The sequence below is a fragment of the Enterobacter cloacae complex sp. I1M genome, assembly GCF_014982425.1.
Taxonomy (GTDB): domain Bacteria; phylum Pseudomonadota; class Gammaproteobacteria; order Enterobacterales; family Enterobacteriaceae; genus Enterobacter; species Enterobacter intestinihominis.
In genome coordinates, this window is the sequence record NZ_JADCLG010000013.1 from 89,214 (window position 1) to 104,934 (window position 15,721).

The window sequence follows — 15,721 nt, forward strand, 5'->3', positions numbered from 1 at the left end:
CAACGTTTTTATTTAAGAGGCTGCACAGCGATGGATTTACAGGTCGTACCTACACTGGATACGTTACGTCAATGGCTCGATGATGCCGGTATTACTTTTTTCGAATGCGACTCCTGCCAGGCGCTGCATCTGCCTCACATGCAAAATTTCGATGGTATTTTTGATGCCAAAATCGATCTGATTAACGACGTGATCCTGTTCTCGGCGCTGGCTGAAGTGAAGCCTTCAGCGCTGCTTGCACTGGCATCCGATCTGTCAGCGATTAACGCCAGTTCTTTGACGGTGAAAGCGTTTCTCGACATACAGGATGATAATCTGCCGAAGCTGGTGGTTTGCCAGTCTTTATTCTCCGGCGCGGGGCTCTCCTTCAAACAGTTCGCCTGGTTTATGCGCCTGAGCGAAGAGCAAATTTCCATGGTAATGATGGAAGCCAACGCACATCACCTGCTGTATAGCGCGGAAGATGATGCCGAGAATAATGATGCATCTTCCAATTTTCTCCACTAAGCCTGTCTGACTTTTGCGCAGTCGCTACCAGAGCGGCTGCATAACACCGCTTTTTCTGCTGCTTTTAACCTTTCTTTAAAGAATTTTTCACCTCCTCTCGGGCCGTTTCGGCTTATCACGTAGACATAATCTGCATAAAAAATTGATAAAAGGCGTTTTTTCGTCTGGGCTATAGCCGGAGACACGGGCTACAGTTATTCTTGCGGTGCTTAAAAAAGCGAGCGGAACCTGCCGGGAAGAGGGGTATATTTTATTTCGGGCAGAGCGACAAACTATGCATGAATATTGCATATCTTCAGGCTGCACAGTTTTGGTTCGTTTGTTAACGAGCTTTCAGAAGGAATAACAATATGATCGCCTTGAATAAAAAATGGTTATCGGGTCTGGTTGCGGGTGCTCTGATGGCCGTCTCTGCCGGCACGCTCGCTGCGGAACAAAAAACGCTGCACGTCTATAACTGGTCTGACTATATTGCGCCGGACACCGTCGCGAATTTTGAAAAAGAGACCGGCATTAAGGTTGTCTACGACGTATTCGATTCCAACGAAGTACTGGAAGGCAAACTGATGGCGGGCAGTACCGGTTTCGACCTGGTGGTGCCCTCTGCAAGCTTCCTGGAGCGTCAGCTGACCGCCGGTGTCTTCCAGCCGCTGGACAAAAACAAGTTATCGAACTGGAAAAACCTCGATCCGGAAGTGCTGAAGCTGGTGGCGAAGCATGATCCGGACAACAAATACGCCATGCCTTACCTGTGGGCGACCACTGGTATTGGCTTTAACGTGGATAAAGTCAAAGCGGCGCTGGGCCCGGACGTCAAACTGGACAGCTGGGACGTCGTGCTGAAGCCGGAAAACCTCGAGAAGCTGAAAAGCTGCGGCGTCTCTTTCCTCGATGCGCCGGAAGAGATTTTCGCCACCGTGCTTAACTATCTCGGCAAAGATCCAAACAGCAGCAAGGCCGACGACTACACCGGTCCGGCGACCGACCTGCTATTGAAGCTGCGTCCGAATATTCGCTACTTCCACTCCTCTCAGTACATCAACGACCTGGCTAACGGGGATATCTGCGTGGCCATCGGCTGGGCGGGTGACGTCTGGCAGGCAGCGAACCGTGCGAAAGAGGCGAAAAACGGTGTGAATGTTTCCTACTTCATTCCGAAGGAGGGGGCGCTGGCGTTCTTCGACGTCTTCGCGATGCCGGCTGATGCGAAAAACAAAGAGGAAGCGTATCAGTTCCTCAACTACCTGATGCGTCCGGAAGTGATTGCCCACATCAGCGACCACGTCTACTACGCCAACGGTAACAAGGCCTCCGTGCCGCTGGTGAGCGAAGAAATCCGCAATAATCCGGCGATCTACCCGCCAGCCGATGTGTTTGCCAAGCTCTTCACCCTGAAAGTGCAGGAACCGAAAATTGACCGTGTGCGTACCCGCGCGTGGACGAAGGTGAAAAGCGGTAAGTAACGGCGTTTGATATCGTTGCCCGGTGGCGCTGTCGCTTACCGGGCCGACAAATCCCGTAGGCCGGGCAAGCGTTAGCGCCGCCCGGCGATACGCACCCTGACGGTGCGTTTGCACCAGTGTTGATCTATGCCGGAGAGCACCCCGTGAATGACGCGATCCCCCGCCCGCAGGCGAAAGTCCGTAAAGCGCTGACCCCGCTTCTTGAAATTCGTAACCTCACCAAATCCTTCGACGGCCAGCATGCCGTGGACGATGTCAGCCTGACGATCTACAAAGGTGAAATTTTTGCTTTGCTCGGCGCATCGGGCTGCGGCAAATCCACACTGCTGCGTATGCTGGCAGGCTTTGAACAGCCTACCGCCGGGCAGATCGTGCTGGATGGGGTAGACCTCTCCAGCGTGCCGCCGTACCAGCGGCCCATAAACATGATGTTCCAGTCCTATGCCCTGTTCCCGCACATGACCGTTGAGCAGAACATCGCCTTCGGCCTGAAGCAGGACAAACTGCCGAAAGCCGAAATCACCGCGCGCGTGGCGGAGATGCTGAGCCTGGTGCACATGCAGGAGTTCGCGAAGCGTAAGCCGCATCAGCTTTCCGGCGGCCAGCGTCAGCGCGTGGCGCTGGCAAGAAGTCTGGCCAAACGGCCGAAATTACTCCTGCTCGACGAGCCGATGGGCGCGCTGGATAAAAAGCTGCGCGACCGGATGCAGCTGGAAGTGGTGGATATCCTTGAGCGCGTAGGGGTGACCTGCGTGATGGTGACGCACGACCAGGAAGAGGCGATGACCATGGCCGGGCGCATTGCGATCATGAATCGCGGTAAGTTCGTGCAGATAGGCGAGCCGGAGGAGATTTACGAACACCCGACAACCCGCTACAGCGCGGAGTTCATCGGCTCGGTAAACGTCTTCGAAGGGCTGTTGAAGGAACGCCAGGACGACGGTCTGGTGATTGAATCGCCGGGGCTGGTGCACCCGCTTAAGGTTGATTCTGATAATTCCGTGGTGGACAACGTGCCGGTTTACGTTGCCCTGCGCCCGGAAAAAATCATGCTTTGCGATGAGCCGCCCGCCGATGGCTATAACTTTGCCGTGGGCGAAGTGGTACACATCGCCTATCTCGGCGATCTGTCGATTTACCATGTCCGCCTGAAAAGCGGCCAGATGCTCAGCGCCCAGTTACAGAACGAACACCGGTATCGCAAGGGACAGCCAACCTGGGGCGACGAAGTGAGCCTGTGCTGGGATGCGGACAGTTGCGTAGTCCTGACGGTATAAGGAGCGGTCATGAGCACACTTGAACCTCCAGCCCGCGTCAAAAAACCGGGCGGTTTCTCGCACTGGCTGGCGCGCGTGCAGATGGCGCATGGCCGCAAGCTGGTCATCGCCATGCCCTATATCTGGCTGATCCTGCTGTTTTTGCTGCCGTTCCTGATCGTCTTTAAGATCAGCCTGGCGGAGATGGCGCGGGCGATCCCACCGTATACCGATCTGTGGGAGTGGGCCGACGGGCAGCTGACGCTGACCTTAAACCTCGGGAATTTCCTGCAACTGACTGAGGATCCGCTCTATTTCGAAGCCTATTTACAGTCGTTACAGGTTGCGGCGATCTCAACGATCTGCTGCTTGTTGATGGGCTACCCGCTGGCGTGGGCAGTGGCGCACAGCAAGCCGTCGACGCGAAATATTTTACTGCTGTTGGTCATTTTACCGTCGTGGACATCGTTCCTGATCCGCGTGTACGCGTGGATGGGGATCCTGAAGAATAACGGCATACTGAATAACTTCCTGCTGTGGCTTGGGGTGATCGACCAGCCGCTGACGATCCTGCATACCAACCTTGCGGTGTATATCGGGATTGTCTATGCCTATCTGCCGTTTATGGTGCTGCCAATCTATACGGCGCTGACGCGAATCGATTACTCGCTGGTGGAAGCCTCGCTGGATCTCGGCGCACGCCCGTTGAAGACGTTCTTCAGCGTCATTGTGCCGCTCACCAAAGGCGGGATCATCGCCGGATCGATGCTGGTGTTTATCCCGGCGGTCGGGGAGTTTGTGATCCCCGAACTGCTCGGCGGCCCGGACAGCATCATGATTGGCCGCGTGCTGTGGCAGGAGTTCTTCAATAACCGCGACTGGCCGGTGGCCTCGGCGGTGGCGATTGTCATGTTACTGCTGCTGATCGTGCCGATCATGTGGTTCCACAAACATCAGCAGAAACAGATGGGAGACCACGGATGAACAACTTACCGGTAGTACGCTCCCCGTGGCGAATTCTGATCCTGATTATCGGCTTTACCTTCCTGTACGCGCCGATGCTGATGCTGGTGATCTACTCGTTCAACAGCTCTAAGCTGGTCACCGTCTGGGCGGGCTGGTCGACGCGCTGGTACAGCGAGCTGTTCCACGATGATGCGATGATGAGTGCGGTGGGGCTGAGCCTGACCATTGCGGCGCTGGCGGCGACGATGGCCTGCGTGCTGGGCACGATTGCCGCGCTGGTGATGGTGCGCTTCGGCCGTTTTCGCGGAGCAAATGGTTTTGCGTTTATGATCACCGCCCCGCTGGTGATGCCGGACGTCATCACCGGTCTGTCGCTGCTCCTGCTGTTTGTCGCGCTGGCGCACGCCATCGGCTGGCCAGCGGATCGCGGGATGCTCACCATCTGGCTGGCGCACGTCACCTTCTGTACGGCGTATGTGGCGGTGGTCATCTCCTCGCGGCTGCGCGAGCTGGATCGCTCCATTGAAGAGGCGGCGATGGATCTCGGCGCCACGCCGCTGAAGGTCTTTTTCATCATTACGCTGCCGATGATTATGCCGGCGGTGATCTCCGGCTGGCTGCTGGCGTTCACGCTCTCGCTCGACGATCTGGTTATCGCCAGCTTTGTGTCGGGGCCGGGCGCGACGACGCTGCCGATGCTGGTCTTCTCCAGCGTGCGCATGGGGGTGAATCCGGAGATTAATGCCCTGGCCTCCATCATCCTCGGCGTGGTCGGAATTGTCGGATTTATCGCCTGGTATTTGATGGCGCGCGCGGAAAAGCAGCGCGTGCGCGATATCCAGCGTGCAAGACGCGGCTGAAGGAATTATTATTTCCAGTGATGTGCCGCGTATGACGCGGCACTGTTTTTCAGGGAAGTAAAAACATTGGGATTCTTACAAAAAACACGTCATTCGCACGCCCGTCCGAACGTCCCTGCGCTGGTGCAGGTGGCGGCGCTCGCCATTATTATGATCCGCTGCCTGGATGTGCTGATGATTATGAACACGCTGGGCCCGCGAGGCATGGGGGAGTTCATTCACCGCAGCGCGCAGACGTGGAATCTGACGCTGGTGTTTCTCAGCAGCCTGATGCTGGTGTTTATTGAGATCTACTGTGCGTTCTCGCTGGTAAAGGGGCGCAACTGGGCGCGCTGGGTATATTTTCTTACGCAGATCACCGCCGCCAGCTATCTGTGGGCCGCCTCGCTGGGCTATGGCTATCCGGAGCTGTTCAGCATTCCCGGCGGCTCCCGCCGCGAGATTTTCCATTCCTTAGTGATGCAAAAATTGCCGGACATGCTGGTGCTCTGCCTGCTCTATGTTCCCGCCTCCAGTCGGCGGTTCTTCCGCCTGCAATAATGTGTATAATCGCAGCCCTCGTGATTCTTAAGGTTTTCATATGCAGTGCGCACTCTATGACGCCGGACGCTGCCGCTCCTGTCAGTGGATAGAACAGCCGGTCCCTCAACAACTCACCGCCAAAATGGCCGACCTGCAACAGCTGCTGGCAGCACACGCGGTGGGCGAGTGGTGCGCACCCGTCAGCGGGCCGGAGCAGGGCTTTCGTAATAAAGCCAAAATGGTGGTCAGCGGCAGCGTCGAAAAGCCGCTGCTGGGCATGCTGCACCGTGACGGCACGCCCGTCGATCTCACCGGCTGTCCGCTGTATCCCGCCTCGTTTGAGCCAGTGTTTACCGCCCTGAAACCCTTTATCGCCCGCGCGGGGTTAACGCCCTATAACGTTGCCCGCAGGCGCGGCGAGCTTAAGTACCTTCTGCTGACCGAAAGCCAAATCGACGGCGGGATGATGCTGCGCTTTGTGCTGCGTTCGGAAACCAAACTGGAGCAGCTTCGCGCGGTGTTGCCGTGGCTGCAGGAACAGCTTCCGCAGCTCAAGGTCATTACCGCTAATATTCAGCCGGTGCATATGGCGATCATGGAAGGAGAGAAAGAGATTTTCTTCACCGAACAGCATGCGCTGGCGGAGAATTTCAACGGCGTGCCGCTGTGGATCCGTCCGCAAAGCTTCTTCCAGACTAACCCCACCGTCGCCAGCGCGCTGTACGCGACCGCGCGCGACTGGGTGCGTGCGTTACAGGTTCATCATATGTGGGATCTGTTCTGCGGCGTCGGCGGCTTTGGCCTGCACTGTGCCACGCCAGACATGCAGCTCACCGGGATTGAAATTTCTGCGGAGGCCATCGCCTGCGCGAAACAGTCCGCCGCGGAGCTGGGGCTGACGAATCTGCACTTCCAGGCGCTGGACTCGACCCGGTTCGCCACCGGCCAGGGCAACGTGCCGGAGCTGGTGCTGGTAAACCCGCCGCGCAGGGGCATCGGCCAGGCGCTCTGCGATTACCTCAGCCAGATGGCGCCGGAGTACATCGTCTACTCCAGCTGTAACGCGCAGACCATGGCGAAGGATATCGCCAGCCTGCCGGGCTACCGCATTGCGCGCGTTCAGCTCTTTGATATGTTCCCGCACACTGCGCATTACGAAGTGCTGACGTTGCTCGTGAAATCTTAAACAAAATGTGAACTCTTCCCCCGCTCGAAATCAGGTAAGCTTACGCCATAACAAATGATTGAAGGCTTACCCATGAAGCAGATCCTGCTGGTAGAAGATGACCACGATATCGCGGCACTCCTGCGTCTTAACCTGGAAGATGAAGGCTACGCCATTACCCACGAGCCGGACGGGGGAAAGGCGTTACTGCTTCTGGAAAAACAGCCGTGGGACGCGGTGATCCTCGATCTGATGCTGCCGAATGTTGATGGTCTGGAGATTTGCCGCCGTATCCGCCAGATGACCCGCTACCTGCCCATTATCATCATTAGCGCCCGCAGCAGTGAAACTGACCGTATTACCGGCCTGGAAACCGGGGCGGATGATTATCTGGCAAAACCTTTCTCGGTGCAGGAGCTGATTGCCCGCATTAAGGCGCTGTTCCGCCGACAGCAGGCGATGGGCCAGGCGCAGACGGACGGCATTATTCAGGCGCACGGTCTGACTATCGATCCGCTGGCGCGCACCGTGCGTCTTAACGGTCAACACGTCGATCTCACCCCGCGTGAATTTGAACTGCTCTATTTTTTTGCCCGCCATCCCGGAGAGGTCTTTTCACGGCTGGCATTGCTGGAGCAGGTGTGGGGGTATCAGCACGAAGGCTACGAACACACCGTCAACACCCATATTAACCGCCTGCGCATCAAAATAGAGAAAGATGCCGCCGAGCCGGAGATCGTTCGCACCGTCTGGGGTAAAGGCTACAAATTTGCGGAGCAGAATCATGATGCGTCGCTTTAGCCTGAGCCAGCGCCTGACGCTGCTGTTTACGGTGTTACTTTTGCTCTGCGCCACCGTCGCCTGTGCGGTGCAGCTCTACGTTAGCATGCAGTACGGCAATGCGATGGTGCAGCGGCTCTCCGGTGGGCTGGCGCAGCAGATTGCGCAGCGGGAAGCGATTCTGGATACGCAGGGCAGGGTGGATCGCAGCGCCTTAAAGCCGCTGTTCGACCGGCTGATGACCTTTAATCCGAGCGTCGAGCTGTATGTTGTCTCGCCTGATGGCGATATCCTGGCCGATGCCGCCCCGCCGGGGCACATTCAGCGGCAAAAAATTGACCTCGCGCCGATACAGAATTTCCTGAGCGGGACGGTGATGCCGGTGTTTGGCGACGATCCCCGAAGCCAGAATAAGAAAGTCTTCAGCGCCACCCCGCTGCGGCAGGACGGTGAGCTGAAGGGGTATCTGTACATTATTTTGCAGGGGGAGGAGTCCAACGCGCTGGCGGAGATGGCCTGGCACAAAGCGCTCTGGAGTACGGCGCTGTGGTCGATGCTGCTGGTGGCGCTGTTTGGTCTGCTGGCCGGGTTGCTGCTCTGGTACTGGGTGACGCGCCCGGTTAAACAGCTCACGCTGGACGTGGCCGGGCTGGAGCAGGACAGTATCAGCGCGATTAAGCAGCTGGCGGCCCAGCCGCTCGAGCCTGCCGGCCAGGATGAAGTGGCGATCCTGCGCAATACCTTTATCGAGCTGGCGCGCAAAATCACCTCTCAGTGGGATCGGCTGGCCGACAGCGACCGCCAGCGCCGGGAGTTTATCGCCAACATTTCGCACGACTTACGCACCCCGTTGACGTCGCTGCTGGGTTATCTGGAAACGCTGTCGCTGAAATCCGCCACGCTGTCGCCGCAGGAGCATCAGCAGTACCTCGCTACCGCGCTGCGTCAGGGGCAAAAGGTACGCCATCTGTCGCAGCAGCTGTTCGAGCTGGCGCGTCTTGAGCACGGCGGCATCAAGCCCCAGCGCGAGCGTTTTGCCATGGCTGAACTGATTTCCGACGTGGCGCAGAAGTTTGAACTTACCGCCCGCACGCGCGAGGTGAACCTGCGTATTGATGTGCCGGGGCGATTGCCGCTGGTGAACGCCGACGTGTCGATGATCGAGCGCGTGGTCACTAATCTTCTGGATAACGCCATCCGTCATACGCCGAGCGGCGGAGAAATTCGTCTGGCGGTCTGGCAGGAGAATGAACGACTTCAGGTCGAAGTGGCAGACAATGGTACGGGCGTAGATGCCTCGCTGCGCGACGATTTGTTCCAGCGGCCTTCAGCGTTAAATCCTCAGGCGTCGCGGGAGAACCGTGGGGGATTAGGGCTGTTAATCGTGAAGAGAATGCTGGAGCTGCACGGCGGTGGGATCAGGCTGATGGAGTCCGTGAGCGGGGCGCGGTTCAGGTTCTTTGTGCCGCTATGAGAAATTGCCGGGTGGCGCTGCGCTTTCCCGGCCTACAGACCACCCCCGTAGGCCAGACCACCCGGCAAAAAGAGATTACTGCGGGAACCACTGCTCGCTGATTTTCTGGTATGTGCCGTCAGCTTTGATCGCTTTTAGCGCGCCGTTCAGTTTTTCCAGCAGGGCTTTGTTATCCGGACGTACCGCGATGCCGAGGCCGGTACCAAAGTACTGCGGATCGGTCACTTTCTCCGTCGCTGTACCCAGCTGCGGATTGGTTTTCAGCCACTCATTCACGACCGCGGTGTCGCCAAATACGCCATCGATACGGCCATTTTTCAGGTCGATAATTGCGTTCTGGTAGCTGTCATAGGCCACGGTTTTCACTTCAGGATGCTTGTCCTGGAGATATTTCTGGTGCGTGGTGCCGTTTTCCATGCCGATGCGCTTGCCTTTCAGTTCGTCGAAAGACTTATAAGCTCCTTTCTTCGCAATCACTACCGCAGAGTTCGCGTAGTACGGGTCGGTAAACGCGACCTGCTTGCTGCGCTCTGGGGTGATATCCATGCCGGAGATCACCGCATCGTATTTTTTAAATTTCAGGGACGGGATCAGGCTGTCAAACGCGTGGTTAGTAAAGGTGCAGTCGGCCTGCATCTGCTTGCACAGCGCTTTCGCCAGGTCAATGTCAAAGCCGACGATCTGGTTGCTGGCATCCAGCGATTCAAACGGCGGATAGGTGGCAGAAACGCCAAAATTGATTTTATCTGCGGCGGATGCGCCTGCGGCGAAGGTTGCGAGTAATGCGGCCAGAACTAACTTTTTCATTGTAATGCTCCCGTCTGTCTTATTTATGCGCCGTGTCTGCGGCCTGGATATACAATGCCATCTAATGAATTTATATGCAATAAAAATGATTAAGTATTACCTTTGTTGCAAAAAAAAGCGGATAACCCATCAGGTTACCCGCTCAATGAATACCGTTTTATGCATTGGCGTGATTAATTCCTGCGCTCAAACGCCAGCGCCTTACGCTCGATAAGACGCATCATCAGCGTCAGCAGACCGTTGACCACCAGATAGACCAGACCCGCCGCACCGAACACCATCACGTCGTAGGTACGTCCGTACAGCAGCTGCCCGTGGCCCATCACTTCCATCAGGGTGATGGTGTAGGCCAGAGAGGTGCTTTTGAACACCAGAACGACTTCATTGGAATAGGAAGAGAGCGCACGCTTAAAGGCGTATGGCAGCAGGATCGCCAGCGTGTCCTTCTTGCTCATGCCCAGCGCACCGCAGGACTGCCACTGGCCTTCCGGGATCGCGCGGATCGCGCCGTAAAACAGCTGCGTGGTATAGGCCGCGCTGTTCAGTGAGAGAGCTATCAGGGCGCAGAGCCATGGCTCAGAGAGCAAATGCCAGATAACCGGATATTCCTGTAACGACGGGAACTGCCCTGGACCGTAGTAAATCAGGAAGATCTGCACCAGCAGCGGCGTACCGGTAAAGAGCGTAATGTAGCCACGGACAATCCACACCAGCACCGGCGTTTTCAGCGTCAGGACGATGGTGAAGAACAGCGCCAGGATCAGCGCTACGATGATAGACGCAACGGTCAGCGTCAGGCTGGTGTGCAGCCCTTTCATCAGTTCGGGTAAATAATCCAGCATCAGCCTGGTCTCCGTTCAAAACGCGTTGCGCGCAGATCAATACGCTTCAGAACGTACTGGCTCAGCAACGTGATCACCAGGTAGATAGCCGCCGCGACGATGTACCAGGTAAATGGCTCCTGCGTACGGGTGGCGATACTTTTGGTTTGCAGCATCAAATCGTTCACGCTGATCAGGCTCACCAGCGCGGTATCTTTCAGCAGTACCAGCCACTGGTTACCCAGCCCTGGCAGGGCATGACGCCACATCTGCGGCATCACCAGGCGGAAGAAGATCGCCGCTTTCGACAGGCCCAGCGCCTGACCGGATTCCCACTGTCCCTGCGGTACCGCTTTCAGCGCGCCGCGCAGCGTTTGTGACGCATAGGCCGAATAGAGCAGGGAGAGCGCAATTACGCCGCACAGGAACGGGCTGACGTCGAAGTTCTCAATCTGCATTTGCACCGGGATCTGCGCAAAGCCGAGATTAATCGTAAAGCCGTCCGACAGCGTTAACAGCAGCTGTGAGGAGCCGAAATAGATAAACAGGACCACCAGAATTTCCGGCAGTCCACGCAGCACAGTCACCAGCGCTGAACCGAGCCATGCGACAGGGCGCCACTTAACGGACTCCCACACCGCAAAGAACATCGCCAGTACGAGGCCGATAATCAGTGCACAAACGGCAAGGCCGACGGTCATCCCGGCGGCGCTTGCTAAAGGAAAAATTTCATTCATCAGGAATTACTTCTGGAACCATTTTTTGTAGATGGTTTCGTAGGTGCCGTCTTTCTTCACTTTTTCCAGCGCAGCGTTGAATTTCTGCTGCAGCTCGGTGTTGCCCTGACGTACGGCAATACCCAGACCTGTACCGAAGTAGTCTTTATCTGTCACCTTGTCACCCACGGCGGCCAGCTTGTCGTTCGCTTTCAGCCATTCAGTCACGACAGCCGTGTCCCCGAACACCGCATCGATACGGCCGTTTTGCAGGTCCAGCTTCGCATTCTGGTAGCTGTCATACGGCACGGTGGTGATTTCCGGGTGCTTATCCATGATGAATTTCTGGTGCGTGGTGCCGTTCTGCACGCCGACTTTTTTGCCTTTCAGCAGGTCAACGGAGGCATATTTACCTTTCTGACCAATGAACAGCGCCGAGTTGTCGTAGTAAGGGGTGGTGAACAGAACCTGCTTTTCACGCTCCGGAGTGATGTCCATACCGGCCATCACGGCGTCGATACGGCGGAACTTCAGGCTGGGGATCAGGCTGTCGAACGCCTGGTTGCTGAAGGTACAGGTCGCGTCGATCTCTTTACACAGGGCATTTGCCAGATCCACGTCGAAGCCAACAATCTTGTTGTTCGCATCAATGGATTCAAACGGAGGGTAGGACGCTTCAGTGGCGAAACGGATGGTCTGGGCTGCGGTAGCGGAAAGGCTGACGCTAGCAAGCAGCGCGGCAATCAATACTTTTTTCATTATAATTTCCCTAACACATCAGTGTGATAAGTAGTTTTTGAAGGCATCGGTTTGCGGGTTGGTGAAGCAGCTCGCATCACCTTGCTCAACGATATACCCGTTTTCCATGTAGACCACGCGGCTGGCGGTTTTGCGCGCCACTTCCACCTCGTGGGTCACGATGACCTGGGTAATGTTGGTTTCCGCCAGTTCACGAATGATACTCACGATCTGGGCAGTAATTTCCGGGTCCAGCGCTGCGGTTGGTTCGTCGAACAGCAGCACCGCTGGCTCCATCATCAGCGCACGGGCGATCGCCACACGCTGTTGCTGACCACCAGAGAGATGCAGAGGATAACGGTCGCTGTACGGTTTCAGACGCAGACGTTCCAGCAGCTTTTCAGCTCGCGCCATCGCCTGGTCTTTGCTTAAGCCAAGCACGCGGCACGGGGCTTCAATCAGGTTTTGCACCACCGTCAGATGCGGCCAGAGATTATATTGCTGGAAAACCATGCCCACGTTTTGACGCAGTTCACGAATCGCTTTATCAGAAGGGGTTTTCGCGAAGTCAAAATGGTTACCGGCGATGGCCAGCGTTCCCGAACGGGGCATTTCAAGCAGATTTAAAACACGCAGAAGGGAGCTTTTTCCCGCGCCGCTTGGGCCGAGCAAAACCAGCGTTTCGCCCTCCGGGCAGCTCAGCGTAATGTCGAACAGCGCCTGGTGTGCGCCGTAGAAGCAGTTAATGCCGTTTAGTTTAATACTCATCGGGGCAGTCTTTACTCATCCAGGCAATCTATAGCAATTGAGGCCGCAGATAGTACCGTTGACAGAATAGTTATGCAATATTTCTGCGTTAAAAGTTAAATATAACCCGTGTTTCCTCTTAAACATAGCACAAAATAGCGACGGGAAAGGGGGGCGAGAATAAATGTCGGCATTCCGCATGAAATGCCGGACATTTTACGGGGTTAACGTTTATTTATCGTATGCGTTAGCGGTTCTCAATCGACTGGCGAAGGGTGCCCGCCGGAGCATGAACGCTGCCGCCAATGTAGCGCACATCATCTATTGCCCAGCACTGGCCTTCACGGATCATCAGCACCTCATCCTGCCAGGTTTGCGTCCCCTGGGTTAGCTTCACGCGCAGAGGAATATTCCGTGCGTCGGTATTCGGAATGGTGGACGCGCTGGCGACGTCGGCGCTGTCCGGCAGCGTGGCGCGGCTGGAGAACGGATCGGATGAAAGCAGCGCGTTTTGCTGCGGATCGCGCGAGGCGTCATTAAGCAGTTTCGCCAGATTATCGCTCAGGTACGGGCGCAGGGCGGTGAGGTCATTACCGCGATGCTGAATGCGGTAATCATAGAACTGTTGCGCCACGGCGTCCGGGCCGCCCTCAATGCAGGGGCCGCTGCGGGAACCGATATCCTTAAAGGCTGGCGTGACCGGCGTAGTGCAGGCGCTGAGCACCAGCGCGCAGGGCACTAAAAGCGTTAAAGCAGAGTAGCGCATGTTGATTTCCTTATTTATTAACTATCCTTTCAATCATAGCGTAACGAACCGATAATGCAGTTGCTAACGCATTGAACGCTAAAGACGGAGAGGAAGTATGCAATTTTCAACAACACCAACCCTGGAAGGTCAACCCATTACCGAGTACTGCGGCGTGGTCACCGGTGAGGCGATTCTGGGCGCCAACATCTTCCGGGACTTCTTTGCCGGCATTCGGGATATCGTCGGCGGGCGCTCCGGTGCCTACGAGAAAGAACTGCGTAAAGCGCGTGACATTGCGTTTAAGGAGCTGGGCGAGCAGGCCAAAGCGTTGGGCGCGGATGCGGTGGTGGGCATTGATATCGACTACGAAACGGTCGGGAAAGATGCCAGCATGCTGATGGTAAGCGTAAGCGGCACGGCGGTGAAAACCCGTCGATGAAGCGTTCGCTCTCAACCCTCCTGCTGGCATTGTTGCTGGCAGGATGCGCCTCGGAAGAGGGCGTTGTTGATAAAGGCGCGTACGAACTTGATACGCGCCATCAGGCGCAGGCGGCCTACCCGCGCATAAAGGTGCTGGTGATCCATTACACCGCCGATGATTTCGACACCTCGCTTGCGATCTTGACCGATAAAAACGTCAGCTCTCACTATCTCATCCCCGCAAAGCCCCCAGCTCCGCAGGGCAAACCGCGTATCTGGCAGCTGGTGCCGGAGAGCGAGCTGGCCTGGCATGCAGGTATTAGCTTTTGGCGTGGGACCAACCGCATAAATGATACCTCCGTCGGCATTGAGCTGGAAAACCGCGGCTGGCGGAAAACCGATGGTGTGAAAACCTTTACCCCCTTCGAACCGGGGCAAATTGCGGCGCTAATCCCGCTTGCCAGAGACATCATCGCCCGCTACGACATTAAACCGCAGAACGTTGTGGCCCATTCGGATATCGCCCCGCAGCGTAAAGACGACCCTGGCCCGCTGTTTCCGTGGCGCGAACTGGCGCAGCAGGGCATCGGAGCCTGGCCCGAACCGGCGCGGGTGAATTTTTATATCAACGGGCGACCGCATTATCAGCAGGTTGATACCGCAGCACTGCTCGATCTGCTGGCGCGCTACGGTTACGAGGTGCCAGAAAACAGCACGCCTGCACAGCAAAAACGCATCATCATGGTGTTCCAGATGCATTTTCGTCCGCAGTTATGGAATGGCGTAGCGGATGTGGAAACCATGGCGATTGCCGAAGCACTTTTAGAGAAATACGGGCAGGGGTAAACCTTTGGCTTACCCCTAAATGAGTATATTTCCGCAAGTTTCTATTAGATTAATCCTAAGTACAATCTCATTTCATTTTTAGTTAATTGACTTAAAATTATTCGGATTTAAGATGGACACATAGCACGCTAAGCAATTTAGCGAATAAAAAACTTTACTCTTTTTTTTATTCTTGAGTTTTTCATCAGGAAAATATTTATGGTTCGGTATGAATGCCGTTGCCATGTTTTTTAAAATCACATCTTAAAACGGGTATAACAATGTTAAGCATCTATGGAAAAAAATTACGTCCGCAACATGAAATGGAAAAGATTATTTCTGCAACCTCATGCGTTGAAGAAAGAACGTTAAAAAAATGGCAGAAGATTTCCACTGCTGATTCCGGTTTAATTCATATTATTGTCAGCGGCGAAGTCGAATTTCGACGTGACTCTGACGAACTGTGCTTGTTCACCGTTACCGGGCAATGCATTTTCGGCCTGTCGTCGATGTATTACAACGCCACCCATATGTACGGCCTTGTTCGGTCGAATACGGTTGTTCGCTCGATCAAGAAAGAGGTCTTCGCCCAGCTGATGACCGAGAAAAACCTGTGGCCTGAGCTGACAAAAGTGCTTTCCTGGTACATATGCCTGATGAGCAAGCGCGATGATATTCTGGTCGCTCGCAGCGCATATTCTGTTGTTCGCGAATTTTTATATGAGATCAACGACCTGATTGTACAGCATCAGCGTGATATTAACGTTTATGATTACATTCAGGAATACACTAACCTGGCACGTAGCACCATTATTAAAATCCTCTCCGATCTGAAAAAAGGTCAATATATTGTGGTGGAAAAAGGTCGACTGCTTAACCTCACCGCACTGCCTGAAAAATATTAAT

18 protein-coding genes are annotated in these 15,721 nt (G+C 55.5%); 12 read left to right on the top strand and 6 right to left on the bottom strand.

What is annotated here, in order from left to right; translation table 11 throughout:
* Positions 1 to 30 precede the first annotated feature (30 nt).
* The 9 genes from INF86_RS08295 to INF86_RS08335 all read left to right on the top strand — a co-directional run bounded on the left by INF86_RS08295 (position 31) and on the right by INF86_RS08335 (position 8,993).
* Complete coding sequence (locus INF86_RS08295) at positions 31 to 507, top strand: YbjN domain-containing protein (RefSeq protein WP_022647571.1); 477 nt, start codon at positions 31 to 33, stop codon at positions 505 to 507.
* Positions 508 to 857: 350 nt separating this feature from the next.
* Positions 858 to 1,970: a spermidine/putrescine ABC transporter substrate-binding protein PotF gene (gene potF / locus INF86_RS08300; protein ID WP_022647572.1), complete on the top strand. Its 1,113-nt coding sequence runs from the start codon at positions 858 to 860 to the stop codon at positions 1,968 to 1,970.
* A gap of 143 nt (positions 1,971 to 2,113) precedes the next feature.
* A complete protein-coding gene (gene potG / locus INF86_RS08305) occupies positions 2,114 to 3,247 on the top strand; it encodes a putrescine ABC transporter ATP-binding subunit PotG (protein ID WP_017693732.1) in 1,134 nt (377 codons plus the stop codon).
* A gap of 9 nt (positions 3,248 to 3,256) precedes the next feature.
* Entirely contained in the window at positions 3,257 to 4,210 is a 954-nt protein-coding gene (gene potH, locus INF86_RS08310) for a putrescine ABC transporter permease PotH (RefSeq protein WP_022647573.1), read from the top strand.
* Entirely contained in the window at positions 4,207 to 5,052 is an 846-nt protein-coding gene (gene potI / locus INF86_RS08315) for a putrescine ABC transporter permease PotI (protein WP_022647574.1), read from the top strand. The genes potH and potI overlap by 4 nt, the downstream gene beginning before the upstream one ends.
* Before the next feature lie 42 nt (positions 5,053 to 5,094).
* Complete coding sequence (locus INF86_RS08320; protein ID WP_087878582.1) at positions 5,095 to 5,592, top strand: YbjO family protein; 498 nt, start codon at positions 5,095 to 5,097, stop codon at positions 5,590 to 5,592.
* A gap of 40 nt (positions 5,593 to 5,632) precedes the next feature.
* Positions 5,633 to 6,760: a 23S rRNA (uracil(747)-C(5))-methyltransferase RlmC gene (gene rlmC, locus INF86_RS08325; protein ID WP_032676348.1), complete on the top strand. Its 1,128-nt coding sequence runs from the start codon at positions 5,633 to 5,635 to the stop codon at positions 6,758 to 6,760.
* Between the two features lie 72 nt (positions 6,761 to 6,832).
* On the top strand, positions 6,833 to 7,540 hold the full coding sequence (locus tag INF86_RS08330; protein WP_038417008.1) for a response regulator transcription factor: 708 nt from the start codon (positions 6,833 to 6,835) through the stop codon (positions 7,538 to 7,540).
* Positions 7,524 to 8,993, top strand: a complete 1,470-nt coding sequence (locus INF86_RS08335) for a sensor histidine kinase KdpD (RefSeq protein ID WP_023299687.1) — start codon at positions 7,524 to 7,526, stop codon at positions 8,991 to 8,993. Before INF86_RS08330 ends, INF86_RS08335 begins: the two co-directional genes overlap by 17 nt.
* Positions 8,994 to 9,068: 75 nt before the next feature.
* On the opposite strand, the gene artJ is transcribed toward INF86_RS08335, so the two are convergent.
* The 6 genes from artJ to INF86_RS08365 form a co-directional block, all read right to left on the bottom strand.
* Entirely contained in the window at positions 9,069 to 9,800 is a 732-nt protein-coding gene (gene artJ, locus INF86_RS08340) for an arginine ABC transporter substrate-binding protein ArtJ (protein ID WP_015571008.1), read from the bottom strand.
* Between the two features lie 173 nt (positions 9,801 to 9,973).
* Positions 9,974 to 10,642 carry an arginine ABC transporter permease ArtM gene (gene artM / locus INF86_RS08345; protein ID WP_022647579.1) on the bottom strand — a complete coding sequence of 223 codons (669 nt, stop codon included), beginning with the start codon at positions 10,640 to 10,642 and terminating at the stop codon, positions 9,974 to 9,976.
* Positions 10,642 to 11,358 carry an arginine ABC transporter permease ArtQ gene (gene artQ / locus INF86_RS08350; protein ID WP_003858367.1) on the bottom strand — a complete coding sequence of 239 codons (717 nt, stop codon included), beginning with the start codon at positions 11,356 to 11,358 and terminating at the stop codon, positions 10,642 to 10,644. The genes artM and artQ overlap by 1 nt, the downstream gene beginning before the upstream one ends.
* A 6-nt stretch (positions 11,359 to 11,364) precedes the next feature.
* A complete protein-coding gene (artI, locus tag INF86_RS08355; RefSeq protein WP_006174322.1) occupies positions 11,365 to 12,096 on the bottom strand; it encodes an arginine ABC transporter substrate-binding protein ArtI in 732 nt (243 codons plus the stop codon).
* A gap of 18 nt (positions 12,097 to 12,114) precedes the next feature.
* Positions 12,115 to 12,843 (bottom strand): arginine ABC transporter ATP-binding protein ArtP, encoded by a 729-nt coding sequence (gene artP, locus INF86_RS08360; RefSeq protein ID WP_006809439.1) that lies wholly within the window; start codon positions 12,841 to 12,843, stop codon positions 12,115 to 12,117.
* Between the two features lie 226 nt (positions 12,844 to 13,069).
* On the bottom strand, positions 13,070 to 13,588 hold the full coding sequence (locus INF86_RS08365; protein WP_022647580.1) for a lipoprotein: 519 nt from the start codon (positions 13,586 to 13,588) through the stop codon (positions 13,070 to 13,072).
* A gap of 97 nt (positions 13,589 to 13,685) precedes the next feature.
* On the opposite strand from INF86_RS08365, the gene INF86_RS08370 reads away from it, so the two are divergent.
* The 3 genes from INF86_RS08370 to INF86_RS08380 all read left to right on the top strand — a co-directional run bounded on the left by INF86_RS08370 (position 13,686) and on the right by INF86_RS08380 (position 15,720).
* A complete protein-coding gene (locus tag INF86_RS08370) occupies positions 13,686 to 14,009 on the top strand; it encodes a heavy metal-binding domain-containing protein (protein WP_003858361.1) in 324 nt (107 codons plus the stop codon).
* The gene (locus INF86_RS08375; RefSeq protein WP_193543417.1) at positions 14,006 to 14,836 is read left to right on the top strand and encodes an N-acetylmuramoyl-L-alanine amidase; all 831 of its coding nucleotides are present in this window, start codon (positions 14,006 to 14,008) and stop codon (positions 14,834 to 14,836) included. Before INF86_RS08370 ends, INF86_RS08375 begins: the two co-directional genes overlap by 4 nt.
* A 260-nt stretch (positions 14,837 to 15,096) precedes the next feature.
* A complete protein-coding gene (locus INF86_RS08380; RefSeq protein WP_022647582.1) occupies positions 15,097 to 15,720 on the top strand; it encodes a helix-turn-helix domain-containing protein in 624 nt (207 codons plus the stop codon).
* The last annotated feature ends 1 nt before the right edge of the window (position 15,721 follow it).

Coding starts and splice junctions, on each gene's coding strand:
- potF (WP_022647572.1), top strand. CDS start 858: ATGATCGCCTTGAATAAAAAATGGTTATCGGGTCTGGTTGCGGGTGCT.
- INF86_RS08380 (WP_022647582.1), top strand. CDS start 15,097: ATGTTAAGCATCTATGGAAAAAAATTACGTCCGCAACATGAAATGGAA.
- INF86_RS08365 (WP_022647580.1), bottom strand. CDS start 13,588: ATGCGCTACTCTGCTTTAACGCTTTTAGTGCCCTGCGCGCTGGTGCTC.
- potI (WP_022647574.1), top strand. CDS start 4,207: ATGAACAACTTACCGGTAGTACGCTCCCCGTGGCGAATTCTGATCCTG.
- artQ (WP_003858367.1), bottom strand. CDS start 11,358: ATGAATGAAATTTTTCCTTTAGCAAGCGCCGCCGGGATGACCGTCGGC.
- artM (WP_022647579.1), bottom strand. CDS start 10,642: ATGCTGGATTATTTACCCGAACTGATGAAAGGGCTGCACACCAGCCTG.
- artI (WP_006174322.1), bottom strand. CDS start 12,096: ATGAAAAAAGTATTGATTGCCGCGCTGCTTGCTAGCGTCAGCCTTTCC.
- INF86_RS08370 (WP_003858361.1), top strand. CDS start 13,686: ATGCAATTTTCAACAACACCAACCCTGGAAGGTCAACCCATTACCGAG.
- INF86_RS08375 (WP_193543417.1), top strand. CDS start 14,006: ATGAAGCGTTCGCTCTCAACCCTCCTGCTGGCATTGTTGCTGGCAGGA.
- artJ (WP_015571008.1), bottom strand. CDS start 9,800: ATGAAAAAGTTAGTTCTGGCCGCATTACTCGCAACCTTCGCCGCAGGC.
- rlmC (WP_032676348.1), top strand. CDS start 5,633: ATGCAGTGCGCACTCTATGACGCCGGACGCTGCCGCTCCTGTCAGTGG.
- potH (WP_022647573.1), top strand. CDS start 3,257: ATGAGCACACTTGAACCTCCAGCCCGCGTCAAAAAACCGGGCGGTTTC.
- artP (WP_006809439.1), bottom strand. CDS start 12,843: ATGAGTATTAAACTAAACGGCATTAACTGCTTCTACGGCGCACACCAG.
- INF86_RS08330 (WP_038417008.1), top strand. CDS start 6,833: ATGAAGCAGATCCTGCTGGTAGAAGATGACCACGATATCGCGGCACTC.
- INF86_RS08335 (WP_023299687.1), top strand. CDS start 7,524: ATGATGCGTCGCTTTAGCCTGAGCCAGCGCCTGACGCTGCTGTTTACG.
- INF86_RS08295 (WP_022647571.1), top strand. CDS start 31: ATGGATTTACAGGTCGTACCTACACTGGATACGTTACGTCAATGGCTC.